The 23,113-nt window shown below is 68.8% G+C and carries 22 protein-coding genes; 7 read left to right on the plus strand and 15 right to left on the minus strand.

What is annotated here, in order from left to right; all coding sequences use genetic code 11:
• Positions 1-26 precede the first annotated feature (26 nt).
• Entirely contained in the window at positions 27-779 is a 753-nt protein-coding gene (locus tag AB0J62_RS12385) for a glycerophosphodiester phosphodiesterase (RefSeq protein ID WP_363868185.1), read from the plus strand.
• A 64-nt stretch (positions 780-843) separates the two neighbouring features.
• Positions 844-2,217, plus strand: a complete 1,374-nt coding sequence (locus tag AB0J62_RS12390) for an MFS transporter (protein WP_363868189.1) — start codon at positions 844-846, stop codon at positions 2,215-2,217.
• Here AB0J62_RS12390 and AB0J62_RS12395 read toward each other — a convergent pair.
• Positions 2,214-2,813 (minus strand): TetR family transcriptional regulator, encoded by a 600-nt coding sequence (locus AB0J62_RS12395; protein ID WP_363868192.1) that lies wholly within the window; start codon positions 2,811-2,813, stop codon positions 2,214-2,216. The two genes, AB0J62_RS12390 and AB0J62_RS12395, sit on opposite strands and share 4 nt — an antisense overlap.
• 20 nt (positions 2,814-2,833) lie before the next feature.
• Between AB0J62_RS12395 and AB0J62_RS12400 the strand changes: the two genes are divergently transcribed.
• The gene (locus tag AB0J62_RS12400; RefSeq protein WP_363868195.1) at positions 2,834-3,691 is read left to right on the plus strand and encodes a class I SAM-dependent methyltransferase; all 858 of its coding nucleotides are present in this window, start codon (positions 2,834-2,836) and stop codon (positions 3,689-3,691) included.
• Positions 3,692-3,743: 52 nt separating this feature from the next.
• Here AB0J62_RS12400 and AB0J62_RS12405 read toward each other — a convergent pair whose 3' ends face one another.
• Genes AB0J62_RS12405 through AB0J62_RS12420 form a run of 4 tightly spaced genes read right to left on the minus strand, consistent with a single transcriptional unit; the run spans position 3,744 to position 7,629 of the window.
• Positions 3,744-4,319, minus strand: a complete 576-nt coding sequence (locus AB0J62_RS12405; RefSeq protein WP_363868198.1) for a hypothetical protein — start codon at positions 4,317-4,319, stop codon at positions 3,744-3,746.
• Between the two features lie 10 nt (positions 4,320-4,329).
• The gene (locus tag AB0J62_RS12410) at positions 4,330-5,562 is read right to left on the minus strand and encodes an ABC transporter permease (RefSeq protein ID WP_363868201.1); all 1,233 of its coding nucleotides are present in this window, start codon (positions 5,560-5,562) and stop codon (positions 4,330-4,332) included.
• The gene (locus AB0J62_RS12415) at positions 5,562-6,254 is read right to left on the minus strand and encodes an ABC transporter ATP-binding protein (RefSeq protein WP_134100589.1); all 693 of its coding nucleotides are present in this window, start codon (positions 6,252-6,254) and stop codon (positions 5,562-5,564) included. Before AB0J62_RS12415 ends, AB0J62_RS12410 begins: the two co-directional genes overlap by 1 nt.
• Positions 6,244-7,629, minus strand: coding sequence for an HlyD family efflux transporter periplasmic adaptor subunit (locus AB0J62_RS12420; protein WP_363868205.1), 1,386 nt, complete (start codon positions 7,627-7,629; stop codon positions 6,244-6,246). Before AB0J62_RS12420 ends, AB0J62_RS12415 begins: the two co-directional genes overlap by 11 nt.
• 256 nt (positions 7,630-7,885) lie before the next feature.
• Here AB0J62_RS12420 and AB0J62_RS12425 point away from each other — a divergent pair, with 256 nt between their 5' ends.
• The 3 genes from AB0J62_RS12425 (at position 7,886) to AB0J62_RS12435 (ending at position 10,066) form a co-directional block, all read left to right on the plus strand.
• Entirely contained in the window at positions 7,886-8,257 is a 372-nt protein-coding gene (locus AB0J62_RS12425; protein WP_130448290.1) for an RNA polymerase-binding protein RbpA, read from the plus strand.
• A gap of 91 nt (positions 8,258-8,348) precedes the next feature.
• Positions 8,349-8,915, plus strand: coding sequence for a WHG domain-containing protein (locus AB0J62_RS12430; RefSeq protein WP_363868208.1), 567 nt, complete (start codon positions 8,349-8,351; stop codon positions 8,913-8,915).
• A 2-nt stretch (positions 8,916-8,917) separates the two neighbouring features.
• Positions 8,918-10,066 (plus strand): GDSL-type esterase/lipase family protein, encoded by a 1,149-nt coding sequence (locus AB0J62_RS12435; RefSeq protein WP_363868211.1) that lies wholly within the window; start codon positions 8,918-8,920, stop codon positions 10,064-10,066.
• A 6-nt stretch (positions 10,067-10,072) separates the two neighbouring features.
• Here AB0J62_RS12435 and AB0J62_RS12440 read toward each other — a convergent pair whose 3' ends face one another.
• Complete coding sequence (locus AB0J62_RS12440) at positions 10,073-10,885, minus strand: class I SAM-dependent methyltransferase (RefSeq protein ID WP_363868214.1); 813 nt, start codon at positions 10,883-10,885, stop codon at positions 10,073-10,075.
• Positions 10,886-10,939: 54 nt separating this feature from the next.
• Entirely contained in the window at positions 10,940-12,004 is a 1,065-nt protein-coding gene (locus AB0J62_RS12445; protein ID WP_363868217.1) for an alpha/beta hydrolase, read from the minus strand.
• A 77-nt stretch (positions 12,005-12,081) separates the two neighbouring features.
• Between AB0J62_RS12445 and AB0J62_RS12450 the strand changes: the two genes are divergently transcribed.
• On the plus strand, positions 12,082-12,726 hold the full coding sequence (locus AB0J62_RS12450) for a TetR/AcrR family transcriptional regulator (protein ID WP_363868220.1): 645 nt from the start codon (positions 12,082-12,084) through the stop codon (positions 12,724-12,726).
• On the opposite strand, the gene AB0J62_RS12455 is transcribed toward AB0J62_RS12450, so the two are convergent.
• The 8 genes from AB0J62_RS12455 to AB0J62_RS12490 all read right to left on the minus strand — a co-directional run bounded on the left by AB0J62_RS12455 (position 12,716) and on the right by AB0J62_RS12490 (position 23,106).
• Entirely contained in the window at positions 12,716-14,965 is a 2,250-nt protein-coding gene (locus AB0J62_RS12455) for an FUSC family protein (RefSeq protein WP_363868223.1), read from the minus strand. The genes AB0J62_RS12450 and AB0J62_RS12455 overlap by 11 nt on opposite strands.
• A 79-nt stretch (positions 14,966-15,044) precedes the next feature.
• Complete coding sequence (locus AB0J62_RS12460) at positions 15,045-15,533, minus strand: FxsA family protein (RefSeq protein ID WP_363868226.1); 489 nt, start codon at positions 15,531-15,533, stop codon at positions 15,045-15,047.
• Between the two features lie 93 nt (positions 15,534-15,626).
• Complete coding sequence (gene lnt, locus AB0J62_RS12465) at positions 15,627-17,198, minus strand: apolipoprotein N-acyltransferase (protein WP_363868230.1); 1,572 nt, start codon at positions 17,196-17,198, stop codon at positions 15,627-15,629.
• 582 nt (positions 17,199-17,780) lie between these two features.
• Positions 17,781-18,170 (minus strand): hotdog domain-containing protein, encoded by a 390-nt coding sequence (locus AB0J62_RS12470; RefSeq protein ID WP_363868233.1) that lies wholly within the window; start codon positions 18,168-18,170, stop codon positions 17,781-17,783.
• The gene (locus AB0J62_RS12475; RefSeq protein ID WP_134100610.1) at positions 18,171-18,923 is read right to left on the minus strand and encodes an OAM dimerization domain-containing protein; all 753 of its coding nucleotides are present in this window, start codon (positions 18,921-18,923) and stop codon (positions 18,171-18,173) included. It abuts the gene before it with no gap.
• Entirely contained in the window at positions 18,920-20,479 is a 1,560-nt protein-coding gene (locus AB0J62_RS12480) for a lysine 5,6-aminomutase subunit alpha (protein WP_363868238.1), read from the minus strand. The genes AB0J62_RS12475 and AB0J62_RS12480 overlap by 4 nt, the downstream gene beginning before the upstream one ends.
• Positions 20,476-22,059 carry an amidohydrolase family protein gene (locus tag AB0J62_RS12485; protein ID WP_363868241.1) on the minus strand — a complete coding sequence of 528 codons (1,584 nt, stop codon included), beginning with the start codon at positions 22,057-22,059 and terminating at the stop codon, positions 20,476-20,478. The genes AB0J62_RS12480 and AB0J62_RS12485 overlap by 4 nt, the downstream gene beginning before the upstream one ends.
• Positions 22,060-22,062: 3 nt before the next feature.
• The gene (locus tag AB0J62_RS12490) at positions 22,063-23,106 is read right to left on the minus strand and encodes an L-erythro-3,5-diaminohexanoate dehydrogenase (protein ID WP_363868244.1); all 1,044 of its coding nucleotides are present in this window, start codon (positions 23,104-23,106) and stop codon (positions 22,063-22,065) included.
• Positions 23,107-23,113: the final 7 nt, after the last annotated feature.

Raw genomic sequence — 23,113 nt, forward strand, 5'->3', positions numbered from 1 at the left:
CACGCAAACGGTACATACTTCCAGGCGTGCATCCCTACCTCGTCCATGACGGCCCGATCGCGATGGCTCATCGAGGCGGCGCGAAACACCCCGACAACATCGGCTACGAGAACTCGTTGCACGCGTTCCAGAACGCGGTCGACCTCGGGTACACCTACCTCGAGACCGACCTGCACGCGACCAGTGACGGCGTCGTGATCGCGTTCCACGACGACAAGCTCGACCGGGTCACCGACCGGACCGGCGTGGTTGCCGACCTGCCGTGGTCAGAGGTCAGCAAGGCCAAGATCAACGGTCACGAGCCGATCCCGCGCCTGGACGAACTGCTCGAGCACTTCCCGGACATCCGCTTCAACCTCGACATCAAGGCGGAGGGTGGTCTCGAGCCGGCGGCCCGCGTGCTCAAGGCCGCGAACGCGGTCGAGCGGGTCTGCGTCTCGTCGTTCTCCCAGTCCCGGGTACGCCGGATACGCAAGCTGCTCGGCCCGCGGCTGTGCACCGGGTACGGCGAGTTCGAGATCGTGCTGATCCGGTTCCTGCCGTTCGCGCTGCCGTCGGCCGGTGCCTGCCTGCAGATCCCGCAGGCGTACGGACCGCTGCGGGTCCTCACACCGGGGTTGATCCGCCGAGCGCATGCCAGGGGCAAGCAAGTGCACGTCTGGACCGTCGACGACCCGGCGGAGATGCGGCGAATGCTCGATGCCGGGGTCGACGGCATCATCACCGACCGCACCGACCTGCTGAAGGACGTCCTGGTCGAACGGGGCCAGTGGCCATAACGGGCACTGAAGTGTTATCCGCGGGTACCCCGGATCGTCCCGCGGACCTGACACACTTCCGCGCATGGGACTTCTCTCCGCCCCGGCCGCGGTGGACAAGCGTGAGTACTGGGGGTTCAGCCTCTACGACTGGGCGAACTCCGGTTATGTCACCACGGTTGGCACCGTCCTGTTCGCGCCGTACCTGACCTCGGTCGCGGAGACCGCCGCCTGCGGGTACTCCGGAACGACGGACCACCCGTGCCGCACCAACCTCGACGTACTCGGGCTCGGCATCTCCCCCGGATCGCTCGCGTTCTACGTCGTGACCGTGGCGACACTGGTGTCGGCGCTGTTCCTGCCGGTGGTCGGCGCGATCGCGGACCGGATGGCCCGCAAGAAGCTGCTGATGTGCGGGTTCGCGTGGACCGGTGCGCTGGCGGCCTGCTGCATGGTGTTCGTCGGCGGCGGCCGCTGGGAACTCGGTGCGCTGCTGCTGTTCATCGGCAATCTGTGCCTGGGCTCGTCGCTGGTCGTGTACGACTCGATCCTGATCGACATCGCACCACCGGATCAGCGCGACGCGGTTTCGTCCCGTGCCTGGGCCTTCGGGTACGCCGGCGGGTTCATCCTGCTCCTGATCAACCTGGCCGTGGTCACGGCGCACGACGCACTCGGGATGAGCCAGGGCACTGCGGTACGCCTGAGTCTCCTCAGCGCCGGGCTGTGGTGGGGCCTGTTCACGTTCTTCCCGTTCCTGCGGCTACGGGATCGTCCACCGACCAGCGTCGTGCAGGTCCGCAGCGGCAGCCTGGTACGGCAGAGCTTCGGTCAGCTGGCGGCGACGCTGAAGCACCTGCGCAGCTACCCGATGACGATGCTGTTCCTGATCGCGTACCTGTTCTTCAACGACGGCATCCAGACGGTCATCTCGGTCTCCTCGACGTACGGCGAGAAGCAGCTCGGGTTCGAGACGCAGGTGCTGATCGCGACGATCCTGATGGTGCAGTTCGTGGCGTTCTTCGGCGCGATCGTGTTCGGGCGGGTGGCGGCGCGGTACGGCGCTCATCGCACGATCACCGGCGGTCTGGTGATCTGGATGCTGATCGTGATCGCCGGGTTCCTGTTGCCGGCGCACCAGATCGTGCCGTTCCTCGCGATGGGGGCGGCGATCGGGATCGTGCTGGGCGGGACGCAGGCGCTGTCGCGGTCCGCGTTCAGCCAGCTGATCCCGAAGGGGCGCGAGGCGGAGTACTTCTCGCTCTATCAGGCGGGCGAGCGCGGTACGTCGTGGCTGGGCACGCTGGTCTTCGGGCTGGTCCACCAGATCACGGGGTCCTATCGCCCAGCGATCGTGGCGCTCGGCCTGTTCTTCGTGGTCGGGCTGGTGCTGCTGGTCCGCGTCGACATGCGTCGCGGCATCACCGAGGCGGGCAACGCTCAGCCGAGCATCGTCTAGACCACCGAGGCCACGAAGGCTCGTACTTCGTCCGTCGTCGGACGGACGCCTGTCCGATCCGCGAAGAGCAGGTGGGCGGAGCCGATCAATGTGAGGCCTAGGGAGTTCAGGTCGGCGTCGGCGCGGATCCGGCCGAGCTCCTGCTCTGCGGTCAGGTAGTCGAGGATGATGCGCCCGGCGTCGGTGAGGATCGGTACGCCGGTCGGCACCGCTTCCCGGAGCCGGGCCCGCAGGCCGTCGCGCGAGATCGTCAGACTCACGATCGCCACCGCGACCGAGCCGAACAGGTCGGTCAGCATCGTCGTCAGGTTGTCGACGACAATCCCCTGCCCGACGGCGTTCCGCAGTACCTGTGCCTGGTCGTCGAGGCGGCGGATCCGGTCCAGGACGAGCTCGGCGAGGAAACCGTCGAAGTCGGTGAAGTGCTTGTGCAGGACGCCCTTCGCGCACCCGGCCTCGGTCGTCACCGCTCGGCTGGTGAGCGCCTCGGGCCCGTCCCGCAGCAACACCCGCTCCGCGGCGTCGAACAACTGCTCCCGCGCATCCCGCATCGCCACGCCGGTCGGCAACTCGTCTCCCTTGACATAAGTGGGCATGCGCCCACTACCGTGGGCACATGCCCACTCTACCGTCAGAACCATCGCAGGAGCGATCGCAGGAGCCGCCGGCGGCGCCCGCCGGACCCGACGGGCGCGACCCGCATCGGCACCGGGAGATGGCTGAGTCGTTCGGGGCCGATCCGGGGCGGTACGACCGAGCCCGGCCTCGCTACCCCGACGCTCTGATCGAGGCGGTTGTTGCTTCCTCGTCCGGGCCCGCGCTGCTCGACGTCGGGTGCGGCACGGGGATCGCCGCGCGGCAGTTCCAGGCTGCCGGTTGCCAAGTGCTCGGCGTCGAGGTGGACGAGCGCATGGCCGCGTTCGCCCGCGGTACCGGTGTCGAGGTCGAGGTGTCGTCGTTCGAGAGCTGGGATCCGGCCGGTCGCACGTTCGACGCGCTCGTCGCCGGTATGACCTGGCATTGGATCGATCCGGGTGCGGGTTCCGCGAAGGCCGCCGAGGTCCTCAAGCCAGGCGGCCGGTTCGCGGTCTTCTGGTACGTGCTGCAGCCGCCGCCCGAGCTGGGTGCCGCGTTCGCCGCAGTACACCGCGACGTGCTTCCGGACAGTCCGGTCAACTCGCGGGTCGCCGCCTCTCCGCTCGGCGCCTACGAGCATTTCCTCGACCGCGCCGCCGACAGCCTGACCGCGACCGGCGGCTTCACCGACCTCGAGCGGCCGACGTACCCCTGGAGTCGCGTCTACACCCGCGACGAGTGGCTCGACCAACTTCGTACGAGCGGAATCGCCAAACCCCTCGCCGACGCCGGCAAGCTCGACGAGATGCTCGAGCGGACCGGAGCCGCCATCGACGCAGCGGGCGGCAGCTTCACGCTCGACTCCACCGCCGTAGCCCTCACCGCCACCCGCGGATAAACGTGCGCCCGGCCGGGGTGCTGGCCGGGCGCACGGTCTGTGGTGGGGTGGATCAGCGCGACGAGGGCGTCGCGCTCGGGTTGCGGAAGCCGCCGCCGAACCCGCCGAAGCCGCCTTGGCGGACGGAGTTCGCGGTGATGGTTCCGTTCGCGTTCTGGCCGGTGACGACGACCTGCTCGCCGGTCTTGAGATCGGCAGCGGTCCCCTTGGAGGTGATCTCGTAGGTCGTGTCGCCGTTGAGCTTCACGGTCACGTTGCCGCTCTGCGTCTTCACGACCAGCTCGGAACTGTTCGCCGAGACGACGGTGCCGACGGTGCCGCCGCCACCCGGGAACTGCCGCTGCCCCTGCCCCTGTCCGTTCTGACCGGCGCCTCCCCCGCCGTTCTGCCCGCGGAAGCCGCCGTACCCACCGGCACCACGCCCGGCCTGCGGCTGGTTCGACGAGCTGTCGGAAGCGAACGCCGCATGCAGCCCGGCCCCACCGGCGAGACCGACGGCGAGTACGACGACGCCGGCCAGGATCGCCGTCGCCAGCGGCAGGGCGAGCGTCTTCTTCGGCTTGAGCGCCGCGTCGACCTCCTCATCGGACCCGATCTGGGCGAACTCATCGGGCGTCTGGTTACTCATGCAAAGACCCTCATTCGTGTCGTAGTGCGTCGATGGGACGGAGTCCGGCGGCTCGGTGCGCCGGCATGCTGCCGAAGAACAGGCCGACCGCCGCGGACACGCCGAGCGCGAGTCCGATCGACGACGGCACCAGCGCCGGCTGCACACCGGCCAACTGGAAGCGGGTGACGATCAGCGCGACTCCGACACCGACGGCGCCGCCGAGCAGGCTGAGCAGCGTCGCCTCGATCAGGAACTGCCCGAGGATCGTGCGCCGCCGGGCACCGAGCGCCTTCCGGATCCCGATCTCGCGGGTCCGCTCGGTGACCGTGACCAGCATGATGTTCGTGACGCCGATCCCGCCGACGACCAGGCTGATCGCGGCGACCGTCGCCAGCAGCGCGGTGAACGTCGCGGCGGTGTCCTGGCTGGTTTGCAGGATCTGCGCGGAGTTCGTGATACGGAACGGCGACGCCTGATCCGCCGGCACCTGGTGGCGAGCGGTCAGCAACTGCGTGACCTCGGCCTGTGCGGTGTCGACCCGATCGGTGGCCTTGGCCTGCACGACGATCTGGCTGAGTGCGCCGTACCCCGCCTGGGTCGCGCGGAGCGTGCTGATCGGCACGATCGCGGTCGCGTTCGGGTCGTTGAAGCCGGTGCTGTCCTTGCTGGCCAGCACCCCGCGGACGACGAAGTCCACGGCACCGAGCTTGATCGTCTGACCGACGGCGCTCGCCGGCCGGGTGAACAATTCGGTCGCGGTCGTCTGCCCGAGCAGGATGACCCGCTGCGACGTGTCGACGTCCTCCTGGGTGAAAGACGTCCCGATTCCGACCGGCGTGTTGGTGGCCGGCAGGTACGCCGGGGTCGTACCGATCACCTGGTTGACGGTGTAGCTGGTGTCGCCGTTGGTCGCCGTACTCCCGCTGCTCGTCATCACCGGGGCGACCGAGGAGACGTCCGGCGCGAGCCGCGCGTCGGCCAACGCGGCCGCATCGTCGAGGGTCAGGCTGTACTGCTGGGCCGCCGGTCCTGCCTGGCCACGCTGGAAGCCGCCACCGCCACCGGTGGTGGACACCGTGAGCAGGTTGGTACCCATCGCCTCCAGTCGCGCCTGGACTGCCTTGCCCGACCCGTTGCCGACAGCAACGAGAACGATGACCGCGCCGACCCCGATCGACACGCCGAGGACGGTGAGCAGGGATCTGAGTTTGTTCGCGGTGAGGCCGCGGAGCGCGGCGCCCATCAGGTCGCGGGGTGACATCAGCGCGTCACCTCGTCGGAGACGATCCGGCCGTCGGCGACCTGCACCAACCGCCGGGCCCGAGCGGCGACGTCGTGCTCGTGGGTGATCACGATGATCGTCCGGCCGTCGGCGTGCAGTCCGTCGAACATGCCCAGCACCTCGTCGGTCGAGTGCGCGTCCAGGTTGCCGGTCGGCTCGTCGGCGAGCAGGATCCGCGGACCCGTCGCGAGCGCACGGGCGATCGCGACCCGCTGCTGCTGACCGCCGGACAGCTGGTTCGGCCGGTGCCCGGTGCGGTCCGCGAGACCGACGAGCTCCAGCGCGCGGTTGGCGCGCCGCCGGCGCTCGGCCCTGCGCAGATGTGCGTAGGTCAGCGGCAGTTCGACGTTCGCCAGAGCGCTGGTCCGCGGGATCAGGTTGAACGACTGGAAGATGAACCCGATCTTGCGGCCGCGGACCAGCGCCTGCTGGTCCTCGCTCAGCCGGGCGACGTCGCTGCCGTCCAGCCAGTACTCGCCGCGCGACGGCACGTCGAGGCAGCCGAGGATGTTCATCAACGTGGACTTGCCGGATCCGGACGAGCCCATCACCGCGACGTACTCCCCGGCATGGACGCGCAGCGACACTCCCTGGAGAGCGTGTACTGCGGTCTCACCGTGGCCGTAGGTCTTGGTGACGTCCCGGATGTCGATCAGGGCGTCAGCGGCCACGGAAGCCACCGCCGCCGCCGTTACCAGCACCGCCACCGCCACCGCCGCCGAAGCCGGCCGGGAACTGTCCGGTACCGCCTAGCCCCTGTCGCCCCTGGCCGTTCTGGGTGCCGGTGTTGCCGATCGCACCCTGCAGCAACTCGATCTGGTCGCCCTCGTTCAGGCCGGACGTGATCTGCGTGAAGCTGCCACCGCGTACGCCGACCTTCACCTCCCGCGTCCCGCTGCCGTCAGCCATCGTCACGGTGTACGTCGTACCGCTCGTGGCGATCGCCGTACTCGGGACGTAGAGCGCGTTGGCGGCCTTCGCGGTCTGGACGGTGACGTTCGCGGTCTGGCCGATCCGGGCGTTCGCGGGCAGCTTGGCGAGGCTGAAGGTGGCCGAGTACGACACGACGCCGTTGGTCGTGGTCGGGGTCGGCGAGACCGATGCCAGCGACGCGGTGAGCGTCGTACCGGGCTCGGCGTTCAGGGTCACGGTCGCGGACTGGCCGGCCTTGATCTTGACCGCGTCGGCCTCGGCGAACGCGGCGATGACCTGGAGGGCCTTCAGGTCGGCGATGTCGACGAAGCCGGTGCCGGAGGTGGACGAGGCGCTCGAGCTTGACCCTGTACCTGAGGTTGAGCCTTGACCGCCGTTGCTACCGCTCCCCGAGGCCCCGCCTGAACCCGAGCTCGACCCGCCGGTGACCGAGCCGACCGCGCCGTTGATGGCTGTGATGGTGCCGGCGATCGGCGCCTTCAGCGTGGTCGCGTCGACCGCGGCCCGGGCGGCGTCGACGTTCTGGTCGGCCTGTTCCTTGTCCGCCTTGGCCTTCGCCAGGTTCGCCTCGGCGTTGCTGACGGCAACTTGCGGACTCTGACCCTGACTCTGACCTTGACCTTGAGACTGGGATTGCTGCTGCTGTTGACCGTTCGTCGGCGTCGGCGACGGGGAGGCGGAGGCCTCGTCGGCTGCTTCGAGGGCGTCCTGGGCGTCGCTGAGTGTCTCGTCGGCTGCGCTGACCGAGTTCTCCGCGGCGATCTGGTTCTGCTGGGCGATCACGAGCTGGCGATTGGCGTCCGACGGGTCGATCTTCGCGATCGCGGCGCCCTTGGCCACCACCTGACCGACCTTGACCAGGACCTGGGTGACCGTGCCCGAGGTCTCGAACTGCGGCGACGCCGTCTGCGAGCTCTGCAAGGTGCCACTGGAGCTGACGCTCGCGGTGACGTCTCCGCGTTGGACCGCCACCGTGGGCCGGGTCGCGCTGGCGGCCGGCGGATCCTTCTTGAAGAACAGGAAGTAGGCGGTGATGGCGATGACGAGCACGATGGCGACCAGCGCCACGTTCACGAAACTGAGGCCACGGAGCTTGTGGCGGGGTAGCACCATGGATGCAGACGTTAAGGACAGATGCTGAGGAGGAGATCCTCGATTCCTGGCAACCGGCTGTGAACCGGATATCGATTTGGTGCGTCGTACGTCGGGCGGTTCGCGACACACCGTGATCTGTGAACACCTGACGACAGCCGGTCACAACGGCACTATCACGGGCCGTCAGGTGCGTACATACGGCTCGGACATGCCAAAATGGGAATGATCCGGGCCGGCCGACCGTTGGCACGGATGACGATCTCGGAGGTTTGACATGTCTAATCGCGTACTGCGTGGTTCGGGGCTGGGTGGGGTCAGCTTCGAGGATGACCGTGGTGTTGAGTTCGCTCCCCGCCAGATGATCACGTACGACTGCCCCCGCGGTCACGTGGTCGAGGTCACCATGGCGCACGACGCCGAGGTGCCCGCGGTCTGGGAGTGCCCCCACTGCGGCAGCGAGGCCGCCCGGTCGACCGGTGAGAAGCCGGAGCCGAAGCAGGAGAAGCCGGCCCGTACGCACTGGGACATGCTGCGCGAGCGCCGGAGCATCTCGGAACTCGAGGAGCTGCTGGCCGAGCGGGTCGAGTTGCTCCGCAAGGGCGAGATCGGCCCGGCGCACCTGCACCGGACCAAGCGCACGGCCTGACCCCACGTGAGAACCCTCACCGCAACGGCGCGGTGAGGGTTTCTTTCTGCTCCGATTTGCCTAAAGCCTTTAGGTAATTCCATAATGAGTTATGGCAAGAGCAGGGTTGACCGGCGAGCGGCTCGCACAAGCGGGCGCCGAGCTGGCCGACGAGGTCGGCTTCGACCAGGTCACCGTGTCCGCGCTCGCGCGGCAGTTCGGCGTCCAGGTCGCCAGCCTCTACTCGCACGTCCGCAGCTCCGCGGACCTCAAGGTGCGCATCGCCACCGTCGCCCTCACCGAGCTGGCCGACCAGGCCGCCGCCGCCCTAGCCGGCCGAGCCGGTCGCGATGCACTGTCCGCCCTGGCCGACGTCTATCGCGACTACGCCCGCAAACACCCGGGCCGCTACACCGCAACCCGCTTCGTGCCCGGTAGCCCGACTCCCGAACAGGTCGAAGCTGGACGAAGGCACTCGGAGCTCGTCCGGGCCGTCCTGCGCGGATACGACCTCGACGAGCCCGCCCAGACAGACGCAGTACGTCTGCTCGGCAGCACCATCCACGGCTATATCCAACTCGAGTCAGCCGGCACGTTCGCCTTCACCGAGCCGAGCTCCGACGACAGTTGGCCACGCATCATCGACGCCCTCGACACCCTCCTTCGCAGCTGGAGCTGACCTTGATCACCACCCCCATCACCATCGAGCTGCTCCCCGGCGCGCTCGAGCTCGAAACGACCGGTCGCGGCGTCCTCCCCCACCGCCTCCCCGCCTGGGCGCGGGAGCAGTACGACGACGCCCAGATGACGATGGTCGAGGCCCAGCCCTCCGGCGTCCGCCTCGTCTTCTCCACCCGAGCGACCGTCATCGAGCTCGACACGCTGCCGACCAAGCGCGACTACACCGGCGCTCCCCCGCGCCCGGACGGCGTGTACGACGTACTCGTCGACGGCCGACTCGTCACCCAGCTGACCGCAACGGGCGGCGACGTCATCACGATCGACCTGACCACGGGCGCCACCGAGACCCGCGAGGGCGAGCCGCAGACCCTGCACATAGCGGGACTGTCCGCAGCGGCGAAGACCGTCGAGATCTGGCTGCCGCACGACGAGACCACCGAACTCGTTGCCCTGCGCACCGACGCGCCGGTCGAGCCGTTCCCGGCCGCGGGCCGCGTCTGGCTGCACCACGGCAGCTCAATCAGCCACGGCTCGAACGCGACTCATCCGACCGGCACCTGGCCGGCCCTCGCCGCGGCTCAGGCCGGGGTGGAGCTGGTCAACCTGGGCTTCGGCGGCAGCGCGTTCCTGCAGCCGTTCATCGCCCGGACGATCCGCGACACCCCCGCCGACCTGGTCAGCGTCAAGCTCGGCATCAACATCGTGAACTCGGACAGCCTCCGCCTCCGCTCGTTCACACCCGCCGTCCACGGCTTCCTCGACACCATCCGCGACGGCCACCCCGACACACCGCTCCTGGTCGTCTCCCCCATCCTCTGCCCGATCCACGAGGACACTCCGGGTCCGACCGGTTGGGATCTGTCCGCGCTGGCCGCCGGCGAACTCCGCTTCGTTGCCACCGGCAACCCTGACGAGATCCCGGCCGGCAAACTGACCCTGTCGGTCATCCGCGCCGAGCTCGCCCGCATCACCGCCCAGCGCGCCGCCTCAGACCCCAACCTCCACTACCTGGACGGCCGCACGCTGTACGGCGAGGCAGACAACGCCAAGCACCCGCTCTCCGACGATCTGCATCCCGGCCCCGAGACCCACGAGAGTATGGCTGCTCGCTTCACCGAGCACGTCTTCAAGGACGTGTTCAGCGACTGAGCGTGTTCAGCGACTGACCGTAGCGATCGCCTGGACGGCGCGGACGCGTCCGTCGGTCAGCGCCTCGGTCAGGTGCGCCACGCGCTCGCGGAAGGTCGGAACGAACGCGTGCAGCCCGAGCGGGCTCGGTGGTTGTGACTGGATCATCCGCATCATGGAGCCGACCTGGTCGGTGAGATCCGCCCAGTGCGTGACGGTGAAGCCGGCGGCCTCGATCTCGGTGCGTACGACGCTCGGCGGGACGAGGAAGCTGTGATCCGTGCCGTCCGCCCAGGGCAGCGGATAGTCGAGCTCACGGCCGTCGCCGGCCATGATGTCCCACAGCGCGAGCCGCCCGCCGTCCCGCAGTACTCGCCTGGCCTCTTGGTAGAGCAGGTCCTTCCGCGCGACATTCATCTGCACATGCTGGCTGAACACGACGTCGACGGACCCGTCGTCCAGCGGCAGCGAGGTCACGTCTCCCTGCCGTACGACGATCTTGTCATCGAGGCCGACGAGCCGGTTGAGCCAGTGCGCGGTCTCGCAGTACTCGTCGGACAGGTCCACTGCGGTCACCGCGCACCCGAAGCGGTCCGCCAGGTATCGCGCCGTACCGCCGATACCCGAGCCGTCGTCGAGCAGCTCGCTCTCGGGCGTCAGCTCGAGCAGATCCACCAACTGGACCGTCGCCAGCCGACCGCCGGTGTGGTAGTCCTCGACCAGCGCGAGATCGGCGGGCTTCAGCCCGTCCAGATCCTTGCCCGCAGCAACCAGCGCTGCGGTGATGCCGTCGCGCACTCTGCCGGTCGCATACTGCGCGGGAACGGTTGAGTCGTTCATATCAATGCCTCCTTGAGTGATGTACGGCGATCCGGCGGCACAGTGGTGCGCATATCAGGACGCCTCCTCGACGCCGTGCCGGCCGGCGAAGCGGGCGATCGCGTCGGCGAGAAGCCGCGGCTGTTCGCTGGTGGTCAGATGGCCGCCGGGGAACGTGATGATCTCGGCTTCGGGGACGCGCTCGCGCGTGGCGTCGACCTGGCGGTGCTCGTACGGGTCTTCAACGCTGCCACCGACCGCGAGGGCAACGGAGCCCTTCAGCTCGCGGGCAATCGCGGCGAAGTCCCAGCGACCCGCATTGTGACGGTGTTCCTTGACGAAGCCCGCGCCCTCGTGCAGGAACCTCGCACCGTCGCGCCGTGCGAGCGCCGACCACACCTCGGCCATTTCAGCCTCATCCGGCTCGTTCCCCTGCGAGTACAGCCGCGCCTGCTTGAAACCCTGGGCGAGCACGGTCGGCGACTTCTGCGAGCGCTTGGCCAGAAACGCCCCGATCGGCGACCTCAGGAGCGGCGTGCTCCGCCAGGGATGGGAGTGAGCGTCGGCGTACAGACCGCCGTTGATCATGAACACTGCAGTGATGACCGGTCCGCCCGGCCGTTCCAGCTGCCGGCGCAACAACTCGAGCAACGCCAGCGAGGTGTAGTCGAACGTCACGACGACGGTACGACGTACCCCGTGGTGCCGCCACCATGCTCCGATCAGATCGGCACGCTCCACGGTCGAATACGCATAGCCCCGCGGCTTGTCGGAGTCGCCCTGTCCCACAGGTTCGACGTACAGCCGCGGACCGAGACCGGCCGGCAAGAGCCGGTCGACCTGCGCCCAGCCGTACGAGCCTTCGGGGAATCCGGGCAGCATCGTCAGCCAGACCGCATCCGGACTCACCGCGCCGGTAGTTCGGCCGAAGACCCTGATCAGCCCGGTCCGCGCCTCACCCTCCGCGTGGGTCAGGAGACGAGCCGCGGCCGCGTCGTACCAGCGGCGCTCACCCCCGCCGAACCATTCCTCCGCCGTCACCAACGCCGAGTCCTTGTCCTTGCCCTTGTTCTCGCCCTTGGCCCCGCCCTTGTCCTTGTCCAGTTGCCGCCCTGGTTCCGCGACTGTGTTCCCGTCCATCGGACGCCTCCTCTTTCGTGGACACTGTCCACATTAGCGTTCTTGGTGGACGGTGTCCACATTGCTATCCTGACCGCGTGACGACGGCCGATCCAGCACCGCAAGCTCCGCCCCGACGCCGGCGCCCCCGCGGCGATGTCCGCGCCGGCCTGGTCGCGGCCGGGGTCGAACTGGCCCGCGCCGGCGGTCCGGACGCCGTCGTACTGCGGGAGGCGACCCGCGCCGTCGGCGTCGTACCGAACGCGGCCTACCGGCATTTCGCCGACCGCGACGAGTTGCTCGCCGAGGTCTGCTCGGCCGCCATGCTCGAGCTGGCCGACCGGATGACTGCCGAGATCGCCCGCGTCCGTGGCAAGCGCGGCAACCCCGAGGCCGCCCAGCGTCGCCTCGGCGCGATCGGTACGGCGTACATGCGGTTCGCCCACGAGGAGCCCGGCCTGTTCGCGGCCGCTTACGCCCTTCCTGAGCAGCATCCGTACGGCGCCGCGGAAGTGCCCGACCGCACTCCACTGAGCCTCCTGCGGGCTGCCCTGGACGAGTTGGTCGAAGCCGGCGTCCTAGCGCCGGAACGCCGCGCGGGCATCGAGTACCCGATCTGGGCCACGGTCCACGGCACAGCGACTCTCACGACCCACGGGCCGCTCCGCGACCTCACCGAGTCGCAGCTCCGTCAGGTCGAGGCGCAGACCCTGGCCTTCATCGGCGACAGCCTCACGCAGTAGCGGTCTGGTCAGCAGCTGTCTGGTCGGCCGCGGTCGTCAGCCCCGGCTGGAGGCGTCGTACGACTTCGAGGTGGTCGGCGGTCCACAGCATGCGGATCGCCGTCGGCGTTGCACGGCCGTCCGCGTCGTACAGGTCGCGGCGAACCGCCTCGACCAGGCGGTGCTTCGTCTCGTGGTCGTACGCGAGCGGCTCAGGGATCCGGCCTTGTACGTCGAGCGCCGCTGCCAGGGTCGTGTACCAGTCGAGCAGGCGGTCCGCCAACGCGAGCAGGGCCGACTGGGCGGCAGCACGGTCCTCGGACGGCGGCTGGCCGTCGGCGGACCGCTCCCACAACTCCAGTACGGCGTCCGCTGCCAGCCGGACAGCGACGACGCCAGTGACGAGCGCTGTCATCTCGCTCAGCGGGATCGGCTTCGGGCCGCGTTCGGCGAGGTACGTGCGGAAGGCATCATCGAGTCGACGGGCTGCTGCGGCGGCTCGGCGACTGTCTTGCGGTGTGCTTGGACGTGACCCGGGTACGCAGCAGGACACGGCGTAGCCGACGGCTCCGACGAGGTAGTTCACGCTGTCGACGTACGCCTCCGATAAAGCCTTGCCGACAGCGGCGGATGCTCCTCGTGGCCAGAACAACAGCCCGACGAGGACGCTGACGGCGCAGCCGAGTGCGATGTCCTCGATGCGGAACAGGATCAGCGACCAGCCTTCCGGCGCGGCGATGTTGAACAGGATCACCAGCGTGACGGTGAACGCTGCCTGACCGGCTGCGAACGAGACCGCGGCCGGGACGATGCCTGCGAACAGCACCGCGATCGGCAGCAGGATCCACAACGCGATCCGGTTCTCGCCGATCAGGGCCAGGAGGCCCGCCCCCAGCACCGAGCCGACGACTGTGCCGCCGATCGCGCGGTAGGCGTTCTGGCCGGTGTTCAGCGCGTTCGAGCGAAGTACCGACAGCGCTCCGAGGATGACCCAGAAGCCGTGGGCCACGCCGGTGAAGTTGGCGACGCCGACTGCGATCGCCAGTCCGACCGCGCCGCGGATGCTGTTGTGCAGCCAGACCGAGTGCGGCTCGAGGTGCGCGGCGGCGCGTTCGGCGGCGCTGGCGAAGGGCGCTGTCAGCGATTTCGGCTCGCGGCCGAGCAGACGGTCCGTCCAGCCACGCTGGTCCGCGACGCGAGCGGTCTCGACGTTCTGCCCGATCAGCAGGACGCCGAACGCCAGCTCCTGTGCTCGGAAGGACACGTTCAGGGCGCCGAAGAAGCTCGCCATCCCCGTCGCCGGCCCAACCGGCAGCCGGGCGACCGCGCCCTTTTCGAGCGCGGTGACGGCATCGCGGAGCTCTGCGGTCGCGGCGGTCAGTTTGTCCGGTGCGAGGGTCAGGTCTTCCAATAGCTCGGCGCTGAGCTCGAGTACGGTCGCCGCGGCGAAGTGCACTGCCGACGATTCCGGGTCCTCGCCGGCTCCACGGTTCGCGGCGGGGCCGGACTCGTTGAGGATCGTGGTCAGCCAGGTGAGCTCGTCGACGAGGCGGACGAGTGCTCTGGAGCCGGTGGAGAGGCCGGTCGGCCGGTAGGGCGTCGCGGTGAACGTACGGCGGAGCTCATGGATGAGGGTGGTCGTCTGCTCGGTCCGCAGCGTGCAGACCTCGACGGTGTCACTGGCCTCGGCACGCAGCTGCATCGCAGCGGCTCGGCATACTCGCGCCGCCGGCAGGCTCAGCGGATCGACTGCGGCTCGGGGCCACAGCAGCGAGACGGCAAGGACTGACGCCAGTCCTGCGATCGCAACGCCGGCGAGTCGGTCCGGCAGCATCGACACCGGCGTCGGTGTTGCCACCGAGAGGATGAACGCCAGCAGCAACGAAGTGCTCGCGCCGGCCAGCACCGAGCTGACGACACCGGCGAACAGTACGGCGAAAGCTACGACGACTGTGCCCGCGATCGCTGACCAGGTTGACTGGCCGGCCAACGTACCCAACGAGACGAGCACGAGCCAGGCGATCGCGAGCTGGACCTGTGCGCGCAAGCGCTGGATGGTGCTGCCCGTGAAGTCGACGAGCAACAACATCGCGAACGCCCCGAACGCAGCGAACGTCGCCACGACAGGCGCCCGAAGAACCTCAGCGCAGAACGCGAACAGCGTAGGCATCACCAACGCCGTCCGCCCCGCCCGCCGAGTAGCGGCCAGCCCGGTATCCCGCCGGCGCAACCACGCCACCACCCGCCCGACCGTCGTCACCCCGACAGTCTCCCCCACCCGCGCCCGGCCTGGTAGGCATCTCGCGAGAGACCCGTGGAGGAACCCCGCGAGGTCGGGCCTACTTCTTGTCCGGGTCGATGACCTCGCCCTGGATCACGTCGTCGGAGGAGGACTGACGTGGTGGAGTCGGACCCCCGCCGGGGCCAGGGATGAAGCCGCCGAGGCCCGCAGTACCGAGTTGTGTGTTGAGGCGGCGGGTGAAGAACGACGACATGGCCCGTCGAGCGAGCGGTCGGGTGAACGGGAGTACGAAGAAGAAGCCGAAGATGTCGGTGACGAAGCCGGGGGTCAGCAGGAGGGTGCCGCCGACGAGGGTGAGGGCGGCGTCGGAGAGCTCGCGGCCGGGCATCCTGCCGGTCTTGAAGGCGGCCTGGAGAGCGTTCCAGGCGCGTCGGCCCTCACGCTTGATGATCCAGGCTCCGAGCGCGCTCTCGACGAGGAGCAGGGCGACCGTCGGCCAGCCGCCGATGACCTGACCGATCTGGATGATCACGTAGATCTCCAGGATCGGCACCACCAGCAGCGCCAGCGCGATGAACCACGGCATGTTCTACCCCTTCGACCGACACCTTTGAGCGACACCTTTGAGCAACATCTCTGAGCGACACCGCCAAGAGCACAGTCACCCCAGTGTTACAGGTCAGGCCGGGACCTTCTCGCGAGTCCGGGTGGAATCAGGGGCGGGTGGGGGTTCCGGGTCGGCACCACGGCGGCGACGCCTGGCGATCAGCGCGAGGACCAGGCCGACGAGACCGAGGCCGGTCAGGATCCACTCCGGCCAGCTGCCGAGCGTGGTCGCCAGCGTGTGCCCGTCGCGGACCGGCACGGTCGCGACGTACACGTCGGACACGAACTGGCCCGACTTGTGCTCGACCGTCCCGTCCGGACGGATCACGCCGGAGATGCCGCTCGTCGACGCGATCAGCACGGTCCGGCCGGTCTCGATCGCGCGCATCCGGGTGATCGCGAACTGCTGCTCGGGCTGACCGGTCCCGCCGTACGTCGCGTTGTTGGTCTGCACGATCAGGACCTGTGCGCCGCCCTTCACCACATCCTGGATGACGTTGTCGTACGCGAGCTCGAAGCAGATCACGTCGCCGTACGTGACACCCTTGATCGGCATGACCCCGGGACCGACGCCCGGCACGGTCTGCGCGCCGATCATCTCCAGCCGCTTGATGTACGGCAGCAGCTGGTTGCGGAACGGGATGTACTCACCGAACGGCACCGGGTGCCGCTTCGCGTATCGCTGCCCGGGCCCGGTGACCGGATCCCAGACGATGCCCGTGGTCTGCCGCTCGTTCGGACCGGGTCCTTCGGTGACGGCGCCGACGAGGATCGGTACGTCGACCGCGCGCACGGCCTCCTCGATGTCGGCCCGGGTCTCGTCGTCCTTGTACGGGTCGATGTCGGTCGAGTTCTCCGGCCAGATCACGAGGTCCGGCTTCATCTCCGTCCCGGCCTGGACGCGCTTCTCCAGGTCGAGGGTCGCGTTCATGTGGTTCTTGGTGACCGTCCGAGCCCGCCCAAGGAACTCCAGCCCCTTGCCGGGGACGTTGCCCTGCACCATCGCGGCCTTCACGGTCTTCCCGTCGCCCTGGATCGACAGGTGGATCAGCGAGCTGCCGAACACGATCGCCAGACCGGCAACCAACGCCACGGCCCGCAGGCGCAGCCCGCTGGCCCGGCGGAGTCCGGCGTACACGAGGACGCCGACGAACGCGACGACGAAGCTCAGCCCCGGGATGCCGACGTACGCCGCCAGTTTGCCCAGCGACGCATCGGAGAAGGCCCACGCGAGCCGTCCCCACGGGAACCCGCCGAACGGCACCGACGCGGTCGCGAACTCGGTCGCCACCCACAGCGCCGGGATCCACAGCATCCACAGCTTCAGCTTCAGCACCTGCGTCGCGAACAACCCGAAGACGGCATAGAACAGTCCCTCGAGTACTGCGAGGGCGATCGCCGCGTCGCCGCCGATCACACTCAGCCACGGGACCAGGACCGCGTAGTACGTGATGCCGAACCCGGCGCCGACGAGGAAGCCGGCCTTCATCGAGATCCCGTCCAGCGCGGCCAGCAGCAGCGGTACGGCGACGATCGTCAGCCAGGGGTGGTCGTGCGGTTCGAACGCGAAGCCGAGCAGTGCGCCGGCGGCGACCGCCACCACCACTCTCGGCAGGACCCGCCCCACAGCCTTCAATCGGTCCACGCCGTAACCCCTTTGTCCTCACATCCCGGCCGATACCGGTCGCACGACCGTACAACGTTCGGGGCACGTGAATGTATCCGGTCAGTAGCCAATGGGCACCGAATGCGGAAAGTGAAGGGGTGTCAGCACAGCGCGACGAAGTGAGAAGGCCTCGGTTCCGGCGCGGTGTCACGGTCCGTGAATAGAGGAAAGAGGCTCAGCGTGCCTTCGGACCAACCGCCGATGCGCTGGCTGCGAACCGTCCGGCTGTTGTCTACTGGCCGCCGAGCCTCTTCCACCTCTGCCCCGCGGGGGGCTAACCACCGGCGATCTCAGCCCCCGTCGACTCAAGCCTGGCTCTGACCTGGTCAGCGTCGCGGGATCATCGGTGGCCGAACTTCGTGTGACCGTTGAACAAACGGGATATGACGACTCCCAAAACGATGCTCGCTGGCGGCGACGGTGTCAACCTCTCCCCCGGCTCCTTGAGCCCGTTGTAACACTATCGCCTGCCCCGCAAGGGAAAACGAGCAACTCTCACCCGGGTCACGTTACAGAGCCGTCTCGGCACTCCACGTGATCGTTACCCAGGGCAACCAATCGTCACTGAACCGGTACGACGACGGTTCCCTTTGCGCGTGTGATCACAAGCGGTTCGTCCAGTTCTTCGGCGGCCGACGCGGACTTGTCGGGGCGGCCGCGGCAGACGACGTACGCGCTGAACTCGAGGTCGCGGCTGCGGTTGCCGACCCGGGTGATCGTTGCCTTCACCTCCACAACGTCGCCGGCCCGAAGCGGCTGCAGGAACTGCACGTCGGAGTACGACGCGAACAGGCCTTCATCGCCGTCGGACCGGATGCACACCTCGGTCGCGACATCTCCGAACAGCGCCAGCACGTACGCGCCGTCGACCAGGTTCCCGGCGTAGTGGGCGTGGCTGTAGGGGACGTACCGCCGATGCGTGGCGGTCAGCCCGATGGTTGCCTTCGACACCTATGCGCTCCTCTTCGCGGGGATCTTCTTGGTCACCAGGGCGTCGACCAGGTAGCTGGCCACCTCACCCGGGGTGGTGCCGCGGCCGAACACCCGGTCGACGCCGAGCTCGCCGGCCATCTGCTCGGTGAAACGGGGGCCGCCGGCAACTAGTACGGGCCGGGCGTCCTCGGCGTACGCCTCCCGGAAGGCCGCGGACATCTCCTTGGTGTTGAGTACGTGCGCCTCGCGCTGCGTCACCACCTGGGACACGAGGATCGCGTCGGCCTTGTCGGCCTTCGCGCGGCGGACCAGCTCTGGTACGGCGACCTGGGCGCCGAGGTTCACGACCTTCAGCTCGCGGTAGTACTCCAGGCCCTTCTCGCCGGCGAAGCCCTTGATGTTGAGGATCGCGTCGATGCCGACCGTGTGCGCGTCGGTGCCGATGCAGGCGCCGACCACCGTCAGCCGGCGGCGCAGGCCCTTGCGGATCGCGAGGTTGACCTCCTTCGGCGACAGCAGTGGGTAGTCGCGCTCGATCACCTCGACCTTCGAGGTGTCGACCAGGTGGTTCACCGGACCGTAGACGACGAAGAACGTGAAGTCCGGGCCGATCGGCTTCGAGTGCACGACCAGGGCGGGATCCATGCCCATCTTGTTGGCCAGTTGCACCGCGGCGCCCTCGGCCCGCTTGTCGTGCGGAACCGGCAGCGTGAACGACAGCTGCACCATCCCGTCACCGGTCGTGTCCCCATAGGGCCGGACGATGCTCATCGGGTGCCCTCTTCCAGCAGCTCGATCGCGGGGTTGTAGTACTCGGAGGACTTCTTCGCGACACCGTCCAGACCACGGCCCGCGTCCTGCGGACGTTTCATCAGGCCGAACGTGCCGTCGCCGATCGCGTTCAGCAGACCGTCGTCGACGATCTCTTCCAGCAGCTCCACCGACTCTCCCAGCACCTGCCGCGCACGCTGGGCGATGAACCCGTTCGGCTCCGGCCGGAAGTCCTCGTGAAGGTTGCCTGCGGCACCCAACACGTAGCGGACGTTCTGCAGCGCCAGGTCGCGGTCGGAGATCCACGGCGTCACGACCGCCTCGGTCATCATCCCGACCAGCAGGATGCCCTGGCCGGTCATCGCGCCGACCAGGTTGAAGAACCCGTCCAGCAGGTACCCGCGGAAGACGTCGCCGGTCATGTGCCGCGTCGGCGGCATCCATTTCAGCGGCGCGTTCGGGAACAGCTGCCGGGCCAGCATCGCGTGCGCCAGCTCCATCCGGAACGAGTCCGGCAGATCCGGGTTGATCTCGAACGCGTGCCCGAGACCGAGCTGCCAGTCCTCGAGGCCGGCCTCCTTGGCGAAGTACTCGTTCAGGAGCTGCGACACCGTGACAGTGTGTGCGGCCTCGACGGCGTCGGCGGTGGTCAGGTAGTTGTCCTCGCCGGTGTTGATGATGATCCCGGCCCGGGCGTGGATCTGCCGGCTGAACCGCTGGTCGACGAACGTCCGGATCGGGTTGATGTCGCGGAACAGGATCCCGTACATCGAGTCGTTCAGCATCATGTCGAGCCGCTCGAGCCCGGCCAGCGTCGCGATCTCCGGCATGCACAGCCCCGACGCGTAGTTCGTCAGCCGGACGTAGCGGCCCAACTCACGCGAGGAGTCGTCGAGGGCCGCACGCATCAGGCGGAAGTTCTCCTGGGTCGCGTAGGTGCCGGCGAAGCCTTCGCGGGTCGCGCCCTCCGGGACGTAGTCCAGCAGCGACTGTCCGGTCGACCGGATCACCGCGATGATGTCGGCGCCTTCCCGCGCGGCCGCCTGCGCCTGCGGGATGTCCTCGTAGATGTCGCCGGTGGCAACGATCAGGTAGATCCACGGCCGCTGCTTCGGGTCGCCGTGCCGCTTGATCAGCCGGTCGCGTTCGCGCCGTCGGCCGTCGATCCGCTTCATCCCAGCGGTAGCAGCTTTGCGGGCCGCCGATCGAGCCCGCGCCAGATCCCGGCCCTCGGGCATCCGAAACGTGACCGAACCGGACGCCGCCTTCTGCGCCAGCACGGCCAGGTCCTCGGCCTCACCGCGGATCAGCGCATCCCACACCGGCAACGCGAGCCCGTGCTCGAGCCCGACGTCAGCGCGGACGGTGTCGGCGAGCCGGTTCACCCACGGGATGCCCTCGGTGTCCGCGCCGGTCAGCCCGGCAAGCCGCAGTACCGCTCGTTCGACGGAGACGGTGGTGTGCTGCTGGGCCAGCTTGACGATCGGCTTCCCGGCCTTGCGGGCCAGACTGCGCGCCTTCCGGACGGTGACCGGATCAAGGTCGAGCTTCTTCACTGGGACCATCCCTCGACTTCGTAGATGACGCGACCGCCCACGGCCGTCCGCAGGCAGGTAGGAGTTCCCTCGCTCAGATCCGGCAGCACCGGCACACCGGCGCGCGGGTCGGTCGACCAGGCGGCGACCCGCTCGTCCGGGGTCTGTACGACCAGGTCCGCATCGGTCTGCCAGATCGCGTACGTCGCTGCTGTGCCCGGCGCGAGTACTCCGGCATCGTCGATGCCGGCGGCCCGCCAGCCGCCGCGTGTGTGCGCCTGGAACGCGGCGCGCACGGTGATCCGCTCGGACTTCTCGTGGTGGAACGCGGCCGCACGGACCGCCTCCCATCCGCCGAGCTCCGTCACGGGCGCATCCGATCCGAACGCCAGTACGACGCCTGCGCGGGCCAGCGAGCCGAACGGGTTCATACCCTGCCAGCGATCGCCCACGCGCTCGGCGTACATGCCGTCCGGGCCGCCCCACAGGCCGTCGAACATCGGTTGCACACTGGCCACGACGCCGCAGCGGGCCACGGTGGCGATCGTTGCCTCGTCGACCATTTCGACGTGCTCGAGCCGGTGCCGGGCCGCGACGAGGGCTTGGATGCCGACCTTCTCGGCGGCGAGCGCGAAGCCGCGGGCGATGTTGTCGAGCGCCTGGTCACCGATGCAGTGGAAGCCTGCCTGGACGTTGCGCTCGGTGCAGGCGATCACGTGATCGGCGATCTGCTCGGCCGTGAGGTAGGCGTGGCCGCGGTGATCCGCGCGGTCGGCGTACGGCGTCCTCAGTGCCGCTGTGCGCGAGCCCAGCGCACCGTCTGCGTTCAGGTCGCCCGCTAGTCCGGCCAGGCCGTACGTGTCGATGTGCTCGAACACGCCGGGTTCACCCCAGTACAGCGTCGCCGACAGGCCGAGCTCGTCGGCGACCTCACGAACGATCGGCAGCTCCCACAACGGCCCGATGTGCGGCGCAGCCATCTCGTGAAAGGCGCCGATGCCCTTCGCGGCCATGGCGTTCAGAGCAGCTCGGATCTCCTGCCGACGCTGGTCGGGGCCGACCAACTCGCTCAACGCGTCGCGGACCGCGTGGTTGGCGTGCCGCTCGACACGTCCGCTCTCGTCGAAGCCCTCACCCCGCGCCACGTCGAACAGGCCCGACGAGACCACGCCGGAGTGCCCGTCGATGCGGGACAGGTACACGCGCCGACCGCCGCCGGCACGGTCCAGCTCCGCTGCCGTCGGCGGACGGCCCTCCGGCCACACCGTCTCGTCCCAGCCGGCGCTGTCGATGACTGCGTCCTCCGGCAGGTTCGCCGCGAAGGCTGCCAGCTTGTCGAGGGCGTTGCCCAACGACGTCGTACCGGCCAGGTCGAGACCGGTCAGCACGGCTCCGGTGCCCGCGGCATGCACGTGGGCGTCGACGAAAGCAGGCGTGACCAGCTTGCCGTCGAGGTCGATCACCTCGTCCGCGCCCTCGGCGTACGAGCTCGCGCCGGTATCGTCGCCCAGCCACGTCACCACTCCGTCATCGAAGGCGATCGCGGTGGCGTGAGGGTCGGCAGGCGAGTAGACGGAACCGTTCGTCAGAAGTGTGCGCACGAACTAATCCTCCGCCAGCCTGCTCTCGAACAGACCACGGACACCCGGCTCGGCACGCAACAGCTCCAACGCGAAGTCCGCGTGCCCGGGCACGTAGCCGTTGCCGACCAGCATCGTCACGTCCGCCGCCAGCCCCTCCGCGCCGAGCGCCGCGGCCGAGAACGACGTCGCCATCGAGAAGAAGATCACCGTGCCGCCGGCGGCGGTCGACAGGACGGCGCCGTGCTCACACCCGGGAACGTCGACGCAGACAACGGTGATGTCCGCGGGTCCCCCGGCCTCCCCGACCGCATTCGCGAGCGCCACCGGATCGCGGGCATCGGCCAAGGCGACGACATCGGCGATCCCGGCCTGCGTCAGCTTGTCCTGCTCGGTCTGGAACGGCACGATCCCGATCGTCCGGGCCGCTCCGGCCGAGCGGGCCGCGGCCAGCGACAACGACCCGGATTTGCCTGCGCCGCCAATAACTGACACGACAGGCTTTATGCCTTTGTCGACATACGAACGGACCACGCGAGCGGTCAGCGCGGGTGCGCCGCAGACGTCCATGACCGCCAGCGAGAGCTCAGGCTTGAGGTCGTCGGGCAGCTTCGCGACGATCGACCGGGCGAACAGGATCGCGTGACCCTGCGCCGGAACCTGCTCGCTCTTGCCGTCCCAGTCCTTCAGCTCGTCGGTGATCTGCAGCGGGGTCAGCGTCAGCGAGACCAGCGTCGCGACGCGGTCGCCCTTCTGTACGCCGAGCGGCGAGTCCGGGCCGGCCTCGTCGACCACGCCGACGAGCATGCCGCCGGAGCCGGTGACCGGGTTCTGCATCTTGCCGCGAGCCTTGACGATGTCCAGGACCGCGGCGCGGATCGCCGCACCGTCGCCGCCGTGCGCCTCGGCCAGCTGGCGGTACGACGCGGCGTCGAGGTTGAGCCGCTCGACCGCGATCCGGACCTCGTCGGGCCAGATCTCCGGACGTGCGTCGAGGCTGTCCGCCGCTTGCGGCAACACGCCGGACGGCGCGAGTACGCGATGCAGTCCTACCGGACTCGATGACACATGTCCT

This window comes from Kribbella sp. NPDC049584, assembly GCF_040675555.1.
Lineage (GTDB): Bacteria > Actinomycetota > Actinomycetes > Propionibacteriales > Kribbellaceae > Kribbella.

What these genes read in the sequence shown, in the direction of transcription:
- AB0J62_RS12460 (WP_363868226.1), bottom strand. Translation starts at nt 15,533, where the DNA reads ATGCCGTGGTTCATCGCGCTGGCGCTGCTGGTGGTGCCGATCCTGGAG.
- AB0J62_RS12425 (WP_130448290.1), top strand. Translation starts at nt 7,886, where the DNA reads ATGTCTAATCGCGTACTGCGTGGTTCGGGGCTGGGTGGGGTCAGCTTC.
- AB0J62_RS12400 (WP_363868195.1), top strand. Translation starts at nt 2,834, where the DNA reads ATGCCCACTCTACCGTCAGAACCATCGCAGGAGCGATCGCAGGAGCCG.
- AB0J62_RS12430 (WP_363868208.1), top strand. Translation starts at nt 8,349, where the DNA reads ATGGCAAGAGCAGGGTTGACCGGCGAGCGGCTCGCACAAGCGGGCGCC.
- AB0J62_RS12410 (WP_363868201.1), bottom strand. Translation starts at nt 5,562, where the DNA reads ATGTCACCCCGCGACCTGATGGGCGCCGCGCTCCGCGGCCTCACCGCG.
- AB0J62_RS12445 (WP_363868217.1), bottom strand. Translation starts at nt 12,004, where the DNA reads ATGGACGGGAACACAGTCGCGGAACCAGGGCGGCAACTGGACAAGGAC.
- AB0J62_RS12390 (WP_363868189.1), top strand. Translation starts at nt 844, where the DNA reads ATGGGACTTCTCTCCGCCCCGGCCGCGGTGGACAAGCGTGAGTACTGG.
- AB0J62_RS12420 (WP_363868205.1), bottom strand. Translation starts at nt 7,629, where the DNA reads ATGGTGCTACCCCGCCACAAGCTCCGTGGCCTCAGTTTCGTGAACGTG.
- AB0J62_RS12440 (WP_363868214.1), bottom strand. Translation starts at nt 10,885, where the DNA reads ATGAACGACTCAACCGTTCCCGCGCAGTATGCGACCGGCAGAGTGCGC.
- AB0J62_RS12475 (WP_134100610.1), bottom strand. Translation starts at nt 18,923, where the DNA reads ATGAGCATCGTCCGGCCCTATGGGGACACGACCGGTGACGGGATGGTG.
- AB0J62_RS12405 (WP_363868198.1), bottom strand. Translation starts at nt 4,319, where the DNA reads ATGAGTAACCAGACGCCCGATGAGTTCGCCCAGATCGGGTCCGATGAG.
- AB0J62_RS12395 (WP_363868192.1), bottom strand. Translation starts at nt 2,813, where the DNA reads ATGCCCACTTATGTCAAGGGAGACGAGTTGCCGACCGGCGTGGCGATG.